Below are 13,677 nucleotides of genomic sequence, written 5' to 3' on the forward strand. Positions count from 1 at the left end.
ACCCAAGATGTGTTTTATACCATTCGTTAATTGCTTTTGGGTCTTTACATTTAAAGAAAATGCCGCCTATGCCTGTTACTTTTTTCATTTTTGTATTTTTTTTGTCAGATAAAATTGTTTTAAAAGCGAAACCTAATAGAAACGAAGCAGCAATTACTGTTATCGTCAACGACATTCTTTTCATTGTCTGTAAAATTAAATTTTTAAATTATTTTTTTATTTTATCATTAAAATATGAGGTCTGTCTTTGACTTACCGTTAAACAGCAGGTGAATGTTGGTACTGTTGGCATATTGCTAATACTGCATACCAACAACAGCTAAGAGCAAAATGATTTTACCACTCTTGAATTATAATACCAACCTGTTCATCCTTTAATGCGAATTCTTTAGCACCCCATGGACGAAGAGTAATTTGCTTAAGGTTGGGATGAAGAAATTGAGGGTGCGATGCAGAAACCTTTGTATAAACTTCCTCAATATTTTTAGTTACTAGCCTAAACTCAGGATAATGTTCCTTAGCAAGTGCCACATTTTCAAAAAGATTTATACGTAATCCATCTTTTTCCAATACACAAAATGGTTGGCTGGATTTTATTTCATTATGTCCAATAGTAAAATCCAGACAGTCAACAAATAATTTTAAACCATCAGTAATATTGATATAAAAAACATTTGGTACCAGTTTTTCAAAATTCATTGCTTATTTTTCTTTTTATCAAGATGTGCCTTTACAATTAACGCTAACAGAAGTTTGTGAAAAAAATCTTTTCGTTCTTTAAATATACACACAATGCTAATGAGAACAAAGGGTGTATGATTTTTGTGGCGATAAGTAATGTAATTTATACAAGAAAGCAACCGCCATCAAAGTTATTTACATGGCACATTGCTAAGCTGCACACCAACTGTTAAAGCGGCATGTTCACACTTTCCTTTTTATAATTTTCATTCGTTTCGATAAATTGTAACATCAGAAAAATAACCTTCTGTTCCCACATCAACCCAAAGGCCGATAGCACCAGATAAACCTGCGCCATGTTTTAAATCATTTACAATTAATGAGGGTTGCTTATTGTTATTCAAAAAAAGTTTTGCCTGTGCATCTTTAACTTCAATCCTCATCGTAATCCATTTGTTCATTTCCATATCCCCATAACTTTCATATTTCTCTGGTGATTCTTTACGCAGGCGGTCAAATTTATAATCGGGGTAAGAATAATATTGAATGCTATGATTTCGCCGCACCTGATCATTTACTCTTGCATTTACGGGGCGGAGATAAATACTTTCATACTTTGTGTTGCTGTCGCTGATACGAAAAGCAATACCAATAAAACCTCTTGCAAAATCCGGGGCATTCTTCAACAGCTTACTTAATACCTTTAGTTCAATGGTTCCATTTGTAAAATCGGTGCCCTTTATCTTTACAAAAGTAGGTTCGTCAACTTCTTTTACAGTGGAATCTTTAATCACTTTTATGGCATTTTTGCCCATCATTTTTGTTGCAGCTACAGAAACATTAACCACTTCAATATTATTTTTATTAAGCGTAATGGATTGTGCCTGCAGTTTATTTGCAAACATCAAAAAGCAGGATGCTATATACAAAAAAACATTTTTCATATTCATCTTTTGCTTAAAGTTATTGCTTTAAAAAAGGAACAATACATGCCCACACTGCAGCAAAGTTTTCTAAAAAAACTCCATGTGTACAATTGGGAATAATGCCAACCTGGCTATGCAGTATCATCTGTGCCGTTGCAACAACACGTTGCGGCGGGTTGGATTGATCCCGGTCTCCGGCCATTACCAAAACCGGGCATTGAATAGTTTGAAAAAAAACTTTATCCAATGTAAGCTGGTTATACATGGCTCCAAGGCCAGTGAACATTTCCTGCAGCCTTTGCGGTTCCGGCATCAACTTAAATTGTTGCTTCCAGTAAACACTATCCAATGCCACACCTTGTTTGGCATCAAAAGTAAAATCACGAAGGCCGGGATACAATTCTGTTGCACCTATTGCAATTAGTTTCTTAACGCTGCCTGGATACATACTTGCCAATTTGTAACCAGCGTAACCGCCATCGCTAAAGCCGAGCACAATTACACTGTCTTTGGTTACGGCATTAATTGCAGCCATTACATCAGTTGCTTTTTGCTCATAAGTTATCGGCTGGATCCCTAATGCTGATTTTCCATGCCCACGGGTAGACACAGCAATTACCTGGTATTTTTTAGAAAGGCTGTCAATAAACTGGTGCATCTCGTAAGTGCTGCCAAAAATGCCGCCGTGCAAAATAACAATGGGCCTTCCTTTACCATATACTTCATAATAAATTTTTGTATCACCGGCATTTGCATAACGGCCCGCTTTGGGATTATTGCCGTATTGAATTTTATTTGCCGGCGATGGGCCAGACTGCATAAAATGTCTTAACGGCTTCGGCGTTTGCTGCTGGCTGTAAGTATGCAGGCATAATAGTATAAGCAGTGAGAATAGTATAACCTTCATTAACGATATTTTATTATTGAAATTAAGATAATATTTTAGAATGTAAATTTTGATGTAACAAATGCTTACCCGGTTTGCAATTACTCTTTGTAATAATTGCGATGGCGGTATTATTATTTAAAGGTATCACCACAGCGGGGTTTCACAGTTACGTTTTTTACATTAAAGATAGATAGTGTGAAAACCCCGCTGGGACAAAATTTTTTTTTCCATTGAATTAAAAATAATGTTTATTAAAAATAAAGCGGAGAAATTAATATTCCTTCTCCGCTTTAATCGTTTACAAACCAATTTGTTTTGCATACGTCTGATTATCCCAGAAAAGATGTTCTTCTTTCATCACACCGTTTTCCCAAATACCTACTGTAGCCATGGGCATTTTAAAAGCCTTGCCGGTAGGCTCAATAAATTTTCCATTTCCAATGGGCATTGGTTTGGTGAATGTTCCCTCAAACACACCTGTTACCAAAATGTAGTTACCAGAACCAAATTTAATTGGATGCTCCTTTATCCTGGTGTCTGGTGCATGTACAAAAAGTTTTTTCAAATCTTCGATATGTACATCAATACCTTCTGTTATGTGTCCGTCGGGCCAGTATACTTTTATATTTGTTGCATGGCTTTCTTTTAACCTGTCCCATTTTTGATTGCTGAATACATCAAAATCCAGTTCATCAAAAGTTTTAAGATGACTGGCAATGGTATCATTGGAAGCAACTAACTGCAGCGCTATCTTTTTTAAGCTATCTATATTATCCTTAGAATTGCCCATTGAAGAATTTGATGATTGGCAACTTTGAGCAGCGCCTAAGGAAATGATTATTACTAAACCAAGTAACAATGATTGTAAATTCGTTTTTTTCATTTTATTGTTTTTAATTTCTGTTTAATTATTATTTGTGAAGTTGATTACTGTAGTGCTGGTTGTACTATTTGTTTTGCTTCATCAAGGGTAACCGTTTTTCCCAATGCGCCAAACTCGTGCAAATCACCGAATACTTCTATTCTTATGGATTGATTGATACCACCAACATGTAAAGGCTCAAAACCATTGTCACGAATTAATTCCTCCACTGTTTCATGAACACTGGTTTCATCTGTTGCATAAAATAAAACATTTGCTGGTTTTTGAAAAGCTGCACCTGCAAGAGAAGCTACGCCTAATGTACCTAATGCTTTTACCAATTTTGTATCGGCAGAAAGCAATGCCGAAAGTATTTCACCGGCCGATTCTTTTTCTCCGATTATTTTTTTAAAGCCGCCTTTTTCATCTGGTGCAATGGGGTTGGATGGGTCAATAATAATTTTTCCTTCCAGCTCTTTTGAATAGGTACCCAGTAATTCTTTTATTGCATTAAACCAGATGGCAAATACAATAATATCTGCTTGCTTTATCGCTGCAGCAATTTCCATAGGTTGTGCCAAATTACCCAATGACTGGGATAATTCTTTTGCCTTTGCAATTGTTCTGTCGGCAATAATTACTGAACGGTTAGCTTTTACAAGATTGGTTGCAACTGCAGTACCAATATTTCCAATACCGATAACAGCAACTTTTAATTTTGTTTTCATTTTTTATTTTTTTTAATTATGAATAATTTGATTACACAAAGATGCGATGACAATGGAGGAGCAACCAATGACCTTGATTAAGAAATACCCTTGATGCAGTTTAAGATTTTTGCTTGCTGAGTTTATTGCGAAGGCGGCTTAAAAACTCAGGGGTTATCCCTAAGTAAGAGGCTATCTGTGTTTGAGAAAGCCGGTTAACCAGGTGCGGATACAGCTCCAAAAAAGAATGATAACGTTCCTCGGCTGTAGAACTTATATTTTGCAACAGCCGCTTTTGCAGGCTTACATAACTGTTTTCAACCAGCACCCTGAAAATTCGGTGAAACTTTGGCGCCTCCGTATAAAGTGTAATGAGGTTGCTGTGGCTTATTTGTAAAACCACCGTGTCTTCTAATGCATCAATATTTAATGCAGATGGTTTTTCTGTATGAAAACTTCCTAAATCATTTATCCAGTAATTTTCTGCAGCAAATTGAAGAATATGTGTATTGCCGCCTTCATCTATTTTATACATCCGCAGGCAACCTCTAACTACAAATAACATTTGGGTGCATACGTCGCCTTCCTGCAATGCATACTGCCGTTTACGGTAAAGCCGTGGATGAAACAATGCTGTAACCAATTCTTTTTCTTCTTTATTTAAAGGGATAAGACGACTGAAGTAATTTAGTAATGGTTCAAGCGAAGTTTCTAAGTTGTCTGGTTTCATACTCAAAATGATCGAACTAAATAATTATATCGCTGTAATGCTCCGGATAAAAAATGCCGCTGCTATATAAATTTAAGCCATAAATATTACTTTCCAAAAATAATCAACACTAACAGGACGCTTTATAAAATACAAATTGAATTTTTAAAGAATCAGTAGTACGATCAGGCGTATTGTACTGCGATAATTATTAAAAAAAATCGCTTAAAATATTTGGTTTTTTACACAGTTCGTGGTGGTAGCAGTATTATTTGGAAAAACTGCTTAACTCATTTAATTCTGAAGCAATGAGTTTCGTCCATTCGATTTGCTTTTTACGGTCAGTCCCATATTGAGTTTCACTTTCATAAAGTTCCTGTCTTTCCAAATAGGATTTAGATACATTTTTAAAAATTACATTGGCGTCCGTATTTAAGTTAAAGGCGGTTAGTTTTTTTTCCTCCAACGTTTTTCTAAGCTGTCTTGCATAAACTTCACATAAATCAAAATGTCCTTGTTCATGTTCAAGTAAATCTAGTCTGTTCTTTTGGTCAGGTCGTACCCAACTTAGATTAGTAGTGAAACTGGTTGTTGTAAAGATTTTTGCTTTATTAAACATTGTCACATTGTTTGTTTGGAAGCCGAAACCACAAAATGTTTGAGCCGCTGTATTGGAATTTGAAATTGTTTTTGGAGAACCTTTAAAATCCTCCCAAGTTAATTTCCTACTAGCTGTCCACTCTATTTCTTTTTCGTGAACACGAAAGTTCAGGACTTTATAAATTTTGGCTTTTAACCTTTCACAAGTACTCCATTGATCAGGACTTTTACGGTCTGTTATTTTTATAAGGTTCGCTCCATAATCACGAGCTAGTTTTTTTAATGTTTCAATAACTTCATAATAAGTGCAATTTGATGAAAATCCATAGTCGTTAGACTTTATATTGCCTATTTCAATGCCGTCATTAATAAAACTGTCTTCTTTTTGAAGTATTAGCACAAACTCACTGTCAGCAAGTGCAGGTTGTTTATTACTAATCGTAGAACCAATCTTAGGGGAACAAGAAAAAAATAAAGTTGTCAGGGTAATCAAATAGATTAAAAATTTCATTTTAAGTCGATATCAAATTTTAGAGTGTGGAAAATATTGCCACTAACACATAAATTTATGTTATAACATGCTCCTCGCCAAAAATAATCAGTATTCAACTCAATTGTTGTTGTAACAATCCACTAAACCCTAACCTATCATTTTAAGTTTCTTCACCTCACGTCCGCTTCTGTAAAAGCGCAATAAAGATTTTTTTACAGTGTGTACAGAACGCTTTCTTGATAAACTGTGCCAATAAAGCCCCACAGCCTTACCAAACCCTGGCCAAAAAAAAACATCCGCCAACCGGCGGATGTTTTTAAAAATATTTTAAAATAGATCGTTCTTCGAAATGACAACACAATTTTACGCCACTGCCTTATTCACCAAACTTGCAGCCTCACTCAATAAAATAGCGCTCTGCACTTTTAATCCGCTCTCGTCAATTAATTTTTTTGCAACGTCGGCATTGGTGCCCTGTAAGCGAACAATAATGGGGATGTTGATGTTGCCAATGCTTTGGTACGCATCAATAACGCCTTGCGCTACACGGTCGCAGCGAACAATGCCGCCAAAAATATTTATTAAAATAGCTTTTACTTTCGGGTCTTTTAAAATAATTCTAAAACCGGCTTCTACTGTTTGTGCATTGGCAGTACCGCCTACATCTAAAAAGTTAGCGGGTTCGCCGCCGCTTAATTTAATCATGTCCATGGTAGCCATGGCAAGGCCGGCGCCGTTAACCATGCAACCCACGTTACCGTCTAATTTTACAAAGTTTAAATTAAATTTTCCGGCTTCCACTTCGGTAGGGTCTTCTTCGCTTACATCACGTAATGCGGTAACATCTGCATGGCGCATTAAAGCATTATCATCCACATTCATTTTACAATCTACCGCAATAATTTTTTCGTCGCTGGTTTTAAAAAGCGGATTTATTTCCAGCATAGCGCAATCTAAACCCACATAAGCATTGTATAAATTGGTGACAAACTTTACGCAGTTTTTAAACGCTTCGCCACTAAGGCCTAAATTAAAAGCAATTTTTCGTGCCTGAAAACCGAGCAATCCACCGCCGGGGTGTACCCACTCTTTAAATATTTTTTCGGGTGTATCATGCGCCACGTCTTCAATGTTCATACCACCTTCGGTGCTGTACATAATTACGTTTTGGCCTTTAGCCCTGTCTAACAAAATAGACAAATAAAATTCTTTAACCGGGTTGGCGCCATCATAATAAACATCCTGCGCCACTAAAACTTTATTTACCACTTTACCAGCTTCGCCGGTTTGTATGGTAACCAAAGTGCCGCCTAAAATATTTTGAGCAATCTGTCTTACATCTTCTGCATTTTTACCCACGGCCACACCACGCTGTTCGGTGCTGGCAATCTTTCCTTTACCCCGTCCGCCGGCATGTATTTGTGCTTTTACCACAGCAAACTTGCTGCCGTACTGGGTATGTATTTGGCGGTATGCTTCTTCCGCTTCGTTAGCGGTGTTGCAGGCAATGCCTTCCTGCACGGGAACATTGTATTTTTTTAGTAATTCTTTGGCCTGGTATTCGTGAAGATTCATAAATAAAAAAGTTTTGGCGAAGATAATTAAAAAGTTAATAGATAAAAGTTACAAATTAATAGTTGAGGAGCTTTATATAAATTATGAAAATAAAAGCTACCACTTCGCTTTTCATCACCATTGGCCAAGGTCAGGGTGTTTTTTTGATACGAACATTTTGTCATTGGGCATCATCGTTGCCACGCTCGGTTCAAAGACATACCATTGGGCAGCTTTTACCTCAGCGTATGGGGGTTCTTCTAAATTTAAATCCTTTTCAATAAACCTCACAGGTTTTACAAAAACTGCTATAATTTTTAATTTTATTAAATAAATCTGTGAGGTTTTACAAACTTCTAAACCCTAAACTTCTAAACCCTAAACCTCTAAACCCTAAACCCCTAAACCCCTAAACCCCTAAACCTCTAAACCTCTAAACATTCCTTTAACAGTACCTTTCCTTACCTTTGGCGCACAAAAAAACTAATTATACTTTATGATACAAAAAATTAATGAGGCAACGGCTTTTATACGGTCGCAATTTAATGCCGAACCTGTGGTGGGCATTGTACTCGGCAGCGGTTTGGGAAGTTTTATCAACGAAATGGAAGTAGAAAAAGAAATTCCTTACGATCATATTCCGCATTTTCCCGTAAGCACTGTAGAAGGGCACAGCGGTAAATTAATATTTGGCAAACTGGGCGGTAAAAATGTGGTAGCAATGGCGGGCCGCTTTCATTATTACGAAGGGTACGATACCGCAGCAGTTGTTTTTCCTATACGTGTAATGAAATTTTTGGGTATTCAAACTTTATTGGTGAGCAATGCCGCTGGCGGCACCAACAAAACTTTTAAAGTTGGCGATTTAATGATTATTAAAGACCACATTAGTTTTTTTACGCACAATCCTTTAATAGGGAAAAATGTGGATGAATTTGGGCCACGCTTTCCTGATATGAGCGAACCTTATAAAAAAGATCTTATAGAAAAAGCAAAAGCCATTGCTGCCGCAAAAAATATTGATATAAAAGAAGGGGTGTACTGCGGTGTAACCGGCCCTACTTTTGAAACAAGGGCTGAATACAAATTGCTTTGCCAGATTGGTGGCGATGCAGTGGGTATGAGCACTGTACAGGAAGTTATTGCAGCCGTACACATGGGCTTACCCGTTTTTGCCATGAGTGTAATAACAGATATTGGCATAAGAGAAGAAGAAAATACTATTACCCATGCAGAAGTATTGCAGGCCGCAAAAGATGCCGAACCTAAACTCACTTATCTTTTTAAAGAAATGATTGCACAACTGTAAGATAAAAATTGATGAAGTATTTTTTTATTCTTTTATTATCGGTATTTGTTATGCAGGCCGTTGTGGCGCAACTGCCCAAAGTAAATTTGCCCAAACTCGGTGGCAAAACGGAAAAAAATAAAACCGATACCAGCAAATCGGATAAAGATAATGCGCTGGGTTTTGAGCACCGGGATGATAAAAAAGATTCTATTACCATCTCTTATAAATTTTTAGATTCTGTAAGGATTAACCGTTTAGATTCTTCTATCAATGATTTTGATAAATACTTTTCTGTTCCTTCTACCTACCAGTATTTAGGTAACCATGGTGCGGCAGCATACTCATTACTGTATCAGCCCAATCTTAAGCCCGGTTGGGATGCCGGCTTTCATGCATTTGATGTGTACCGTTATAAATTAGAAGAAACAAAATTTTATAAAACTACCAAACCTTTAACGCAGCTGGGTTATCAATTAGCATCGGGTAAGGAGCAAATGATAAAAGCATTGCATACACAAAACCCCAGGCAAAACTGGAATTTTGGGGTTGATTACAGGTTAATAAGTTCTCCCGGTTTTTTTGTTACACAAAATACCAATCATAAAAATTACCGGCTGTTCAGCAATTACCAGGGCAAGCGAAAAAGATATGCGGCATACATAGTGTTAGTGGGCAACACTATAAAAAATTCGGAGAACGGCGGCATTGTAAACGACAGCTCACTGGCCGACCCCAATAAAAAGAAACGGTTTAGCGTGCCGGTGAATTTAGGTGGGGCTAATTTATTTGCCCCCAATCCATTTAATGCATCTGTAAATACCGGTAACATTGATAAAGACTTTACTTTTTTTTTACGGCAAACTTATGATATTGGAAAAAACGATTCCATTGCTGTTAACGATTCTACAACCGAATATTTATTTTACCCCAAGCTGAGGGCTCAATACAGTTTTACGTACAGCAATTATAATTATCTGTACACTGATGTTTCTGCCGACTCTTTAATTTATAAAAGCTGGTACGATACTACACTGAAAAAAACCACTGATACTTTTAATGTTCACGAAAAATGGAAAGTGATCAGCAACGATTTTTCCTTACTGCAATTTCCGGATACGAAAAACGCTGCCCAGTTTTTACTGGCAGGTGCCCGGCTCGAAAATATAAAAGCAGAATTTTACAGGGCAACAGGCATACAAACAAAAAATTATTACAATATTGTTTTGCATGGTGAGTACCGCAATAAAACAAAAAATAAATTGTGGGATGTATTGCTCAAAGGCGAATTTTATTTAAACGGCCTCAACAGTGGCGATTACAGTGCCTATGCAACTATCGACCGTTACTTAAATAAAAAACTGGGTGATGTCCGTTTGTTTTTTAATAATGTAAACCGCAGCCCGAGTTTTATCTACAATAATTTATCTGCTTTTAATTTTAAAAATGCAACCATCAGCAAAAAAGAAAATATTATTAGTTTTGGCGCCGAAGCTAAAAACCCATTTATAAATCTTGGGTTTAAAAATTATATTATTACCAACCTGGCTTATTTTTCTGATTATTATCGTACCGCACAAAGCAGTAAAGTAATTAACCTGCTGCAATTATCGGCCTCAAAAAAAATAAAAATTTCTAAAAAATTAAACTGGTATGTTGATGTGGTGGCGCAGCAAACCGATGGCAGTGCGCCGGTAAAAGTGCCGTTACTTTTTACCCGTAACCGTTTTGCTTTTGAAGGAAATTTTTATAAAAATTTAAATTTAAGTACAGGACTGGAGGTAAGGTATTATACCCCTTATGAAGCCTACAACTACTCGCCGGTTATGCGCCAGTTTACGCCGCAGGATACTTTTAAATTAAAAAACCTTCCCGATATCACTGCGTTCTTTCATTTCAGAATAAAATCTTTTACCGCTTATATTCGTGCCGAAAATTTAAATACCGTTAGTTTTTTAAATGGCTTTGGCTTTATCAATAATAATTACGCAGCACCACATTATCCCACGCAGGGGCTCAATATCCGCTTTGGTATTCAATGGAATTTTGTGAATTAATCAAAATAACAGCAAATTTTAACACCCGGATTACAACAATATTTTTATCTTTGTAGCTGAAATGAAAAAAATCTTTTTAGCCATATTAACAATAGTTTACATGACAGCTGCTTCGGGCATTGCCATGGAAATACATTATTGTATGGGTAAAATGGCCGGCATGGAGTTTTATAGCTCTAACGAAGATAAGTGCGGCAAATGCGGCATGGTAGAAAAGAAAGGCGGTTGCTGCAACGATGAGCATAAGTTTGTTAAGTTAGAAGACTCTCACAAAAATGTTTATAATGATTTAGATTTCACTTCAAAGTTTGTCACCATTGTAACACAACTTCCGGTGTACGATTGGCAATTACCTGCTGCGCCTTCAATTGCAGTAGTAAATAATCATTCTCCTCCCAATTATAACTGGCCTTCTGCCAGTATTATGAACTGTGTTTTCAGAATTTAAAATTAAGTATTGATTTTTTCATCAGCAGCGATAGCAGTTGATGAACTGTGTTATATATACAAGTCATACTATTAATCAATAATTAAATTTTAAATAAAATGAAAACATTAAATATTTGTGCTGCACTGTTGTTCAGCATCTTCGCCATAAATACTTCCATTGCACAAACAGCTGTAACAAAAGAAACCATTAAAGTGTGGGGCAATTGCGGCATGTGCAAAACCACTATTGAAAAAGCTGCAAAAAAGGGTGGTGCCACCACTGCAAACTGGAACGAAGAAAGTAAAGAGCTAAAAGTTTCTTACGCATCTAATAAAACATCTTCTGATAAAATTCAGCAGAGCATAGCAAAATCTGGTTACGATACACAGGGCTTTACCGCCGATGATAAAGTGTATAATAAATTACATGGCTGTTGCCAGTACGATAGAAAAGTTAGCACTGCAAGTGTTGTAAGTGAAAAAGCAACAGCGGCGTATTGTTGCAGTATGCATTCCGATGTAACAAGCGATGCTCCTGGCAAATGCAGCAAATGTGGTATGGACTTAACAAAGTCTAAAAAAGAACAAATGAAAATGGAAGTAATGAAAGTGTACACTTGCCCTATGCATGCAGATGTAACAAGCAATACACAGGGGAAATGTACAAAGTGCAGTATGGATTTAAAAGAAAAACAATAAGGGTATTTATTTAACAGTTGCAGGTGTTATAAAACCTGCAACCGTATTTTGCTTTCCCGGTTTATATTTATTTAAAAATGCGGATTAGCAATTAAAATTAAAAAAGAGAATCATGAAAAATATATTTTTAATAATAGCAGTTATTTTTTCTTTTACAGCAACTGCACAGGTTACAAAAGTAAGTTTGCAGGCCAGCGGCTTAACCTGCAGTATGTGCAGCAACGCCATTAATAAGGCAATAAAATCTTTAGACTTTGTAGATAAGGTTGATGCCAATATAAAAAATTCCACTTTTGATATTTTTTTTAAGCAAAATGCGGTTGTTGATTTTGATAAACTAAAAAAGAAAGTGGAAGATGCAGGTTTTTTTGTAGCCAGCTTTACAGCAACCATACAATTTGATAATGTTGCCATTGCAAATGATGCTCATGTAAATGTTGGGGCAAACGATTTTCATTTTCTTAATGTAAAGGATCAAACATTGTCGGGCAATAAAACAATTAAAATTTTAGATAAAGGTTTTATACCTGCCAAAGAATATAAAAAGAATGGCAGCCTTACAAAAATGCCTTGTTATAAAACGGGGGAAGAAAACGGAAAGAGGATTTTTCATGTAACTATTTAATAAAATGGGGTAACCTCTGCAGCGGCTAACAGCTCTACAGGCGGTTTTTAATGAATATTTTTTATGAAGTACATTTTATCGTTCCTGCTTGTTTTGTTTATGGTCAAATCTTATAGCCAGGAGTTATATGTTTTTACTGAACCGGCCAGTAATATGGCAGCAAACAGTATCGGCATAAGAACAAATAACTACCTTATGACAGACATAGATACAAAAAAAATAAATTACCACCTGGTGCCGGAAGTAATGCTGGGTATTTCAAAAAAAGTAATGATACACCTGGATGCGTTTTTAAGTAACCGTAATGGTGGATTTGTAACTGAAGGCGGCAGTGTTTATGCCAAGTACCGGTTTTACAGTATTGATGAAGTGCATAAACATTTTAGAATGGCGGCTTATGCAAGATATAGTTTTAACAACAGCGATATCCATCAAACTGCAATTGATTTGTATGGACATAATTCAGGATTTGAAACTGGTGTTATTGCAACACAATTGATTAATAAAGTGGCGCTTTCGGCTGCAGCATCTGTGCTGCATGCAACCGATAATGGTAAAGAAAAATTTAATTATGGGAATAAAAATCGAAATGCAATTAATTATTCTTTTTCTGCCGGAAAATTAATGTTACCCAAAGAATACACCAGTTACAAACAGGTTAATGTAAATTTAATGGTAGAATTTCTAGGTCAAACTAATCTTAGTGATGCTAATAATTATTTGGATGTGGCACCGGCTGCTCAATTTATTTTTAACAGCCGTTTACGTGTTGATGCCGGCTACCGTTACCCGCTGGTAACTAATTTAACCCGTACAGCGCCACAAGGGGTGCTGCTGAAACTGGAGTATAATTTTTTTAATGTACTTAAGCAGAAAGGTTAAAGGCTAAATTTATCCTCATGAAAAAAATATTAAAATTTATATTGTCATTATTTCAGAAAAAAAATTGTTGTAAATGAAAAAAATATTCTTTGTTTCAATTATTTTAATTGCTTCTTTAACCGGTGCTGCACAAATAAAAATTGGTGCTGCTGTTCCGGAAATTTCTTTACCAGATGTAAAAGACAGTGTAATAAATCTTTCTTCCTACAAAGGAAAAGTAGTGCTGATAGATTTTTGGGCAAGCTGGTGTGGGCCCTGCAGGCAGGCTAACCCTTC

15 protein-coding genes and 1 pseudogene are annotated in these 13,677 nt (G+C 36.2%); 7 read left to right on the plus strand and 9 right to left on the minus strand.

What is annotated here, in order from left to right; translation table 11 throughout:
- From ACY651_RS04125 to sucC, 9 genes and pseudogenes are all read right to left on the minus strand, one after another.
- Window positions 1–184: pseudogene (locus tag ACY651_RS04125) on the minus strand (VOC family protein); the annotation flags it as partial.
- A 152-nt stretch (window positions 185–336) separates the two neighbouring features.
- Window positions 337–699 (minus strand): VOC family protein, encoded by a 363-nt coding sequence (locus ACY651_RS04130; protein WP_462249990.1) that lies wholly within the window; start codon window positions 697–699, stop codon window positions 337–339.
- 248 nt (window positions 700–947) lie between these two features.
- Window positions 948–1,625, minus strand: coding sequence for a hypothetical protein (locus ACY651_RS04135; RefSeq protein ID WP_462249992.1), 678 nt, complete (start codon window positions 1,623–1,625; stop codon window positions 948–950).
- Window positions 1,626–1,644: 19 nt separating this feature from the next.
- Window positions 1,645–2,514 (minus strand): alpha/beta fold hydrolase, encoded by an 870-nt coding sequence (locus ACY651_RS04140; RefSeq protein ID WP_462249994.1) that lies wholly within the window; start codon window positions 2,512–2,514, stop codon window positions 1,645–1,647.
- 280 nt (window positions 2,515–2,794) lie between these two features.
- On the minus strand, window positions 2,795–3,379 hold the full coding sequence (locus ACY651_RS04145) for an ester cyclase (protein ID WP_462249996.1): 585 nt from the start codon (window positions 3,377–3,379) through the stop codon (window positions 2,795–2,797).
- Window positions 3,380–3,423: 44 nt separating this feature from the next.
- Window positions 3,424–4,086 (minus strand): NADPH-dependent F420 reductase, encoded by a 663-nt coding sequence (locus ACY651_RS04150; RefSeq protein WP_462249998.1) that lies wholly within the window; start codon window positions 4,084–4,086, stop codon window positions 3,424–3,426.
- Between the two features lie 100 nt (window positions 4,087–4,186).
- On the minus strand, window positions 4,187–4,795 hold the full coding sequence (locus tag ACY651_RS04155; protein ID WP_462250000.1) for a Crp/Fnr family transcriptional regulator: 609 nt from the start codon (window positions 4,793–4,795) through the stop codon (window positions 4,187–4,189).
- A 247-nt stretch (window positions 4,796–5,042) separates the two neighbouring features.
- Window positions 5,043–5,885, minus strand: coding sequence for a DUF922 domain-containing protein (locus ACY651_RS04160; protein ID WP_462250002.1), 843 nt, complete (start codon window positions 5,883–5,885; stop codon window positions 5,043–5,045).
- 345 nt (window positions 5,886–6,230) lie between these two features.
- Complete coding sequence (gene sucC, locus ACY651_RS04165) at window positions 6,231–7,442, minus strand: ADP-forming succinate--CoA ligase subunit beta (protein ID WP_462250004.1); 1,212 nt, start codon at window positions 7,440–7,442, stop codon at window positions 6,231–6,233.
- A gap of 475 nt (window positions 7,443–7,917) precedes the next feature.
- Between sucC and ACY651_RS04170 the strand changes: the two genes are divergently transcribed.
- The 7 genes from ACY651_RS04170 to ACY651_RS04200 form a co-directional block, all read left to right on the plus strand.
- A complete protein-coding gene (locus tag ACY651_RS04170; RefSeq protein ID WP_462250007.1) occupies window positions 7,918–8,730 on the plus strand; it encodes a purine-nucleoside phosphorylase in 813 nt (270 codons plus the stop codon).
- Window positions 8,731–8,741: 11 nt separating this feature from the next.
- The gene (locus ACY651_RS04175; RefSeq protein ID WP_462250009.1) at window positions 8,742–10,766 is read left to right on the plus strand and encodes a putative porin; all 2,025 of its coding nucleotides are present in this window, start codon (window positions 8,742–8,744) and stop codon (window positions 10,764–10,766) included.
- Between the two features lie 61 nt (window positions 10,767–10,827).
- Window positions 10,828–11,214, plus strand: a complete 387-nt coding sequence (locus tag ACY651_RS04180; RefSeq protein ID WP_462250011.1) for an HYC_CC_PP family protein — start codon at window positions 10,828–10,830, stop codon at window positions 11,212–11,214.
- A gap of 98 nt (window positions 11,215–11,312) precedes the next feature.
- Complete coding sequence (locus ACY651_RS04185; protein WP_462250013.1) at window positions 11,313–11,894, plus strand: heavy metal-binding domain-containing protein; 582 nt, start codon at window positions 11,313–11,315, stop codon at window positions 11,892–11,894.
- A gap of 112 nt (window positions 11,895–12,006) precedes the next feature.
- Window positions 12,007–12,519 (plus strand): heavy-metal-associated domain-containing protein, encoded by a 513-nt coding sequence (locus tag ACY651_RS04190; protein WP_462250015.1) that lies wholly within the window; start codon window positions 12,007–12,009, stop codon window positions 12,517–12,519.
- A gap of 195 nt (window positions 12,520–12,714) precedes the next feature.
- Window positions 12,715–13,401, plus strand: a complete 687-nt coding sequence (locus ACY651_RS04195) for a hypothetical protein (RefSeq protein WP_462250017.1) — start codon at window positions 12,715–12,717, stop codon at window positions 13,399–13,401.
- Between the two features lie 73 nt (window positions 13,402–13,474).
- A partial coding sequence (locus ACY651_RS04200; protein ID WP_462250019.1) for a TlpA family protein disulfide reductase occupies window positions 13,475–13,677 on the plus strand: 203 nt, incomplete at its 3' end.

This window comes from Ferruginibacter sp. (assembly GCF_031391665.1).
GTDB lineage: Bacteria > Bacteroidota > Bacteroidia > Chitinophagales > Chitinophagaceae > Ferruginibacter.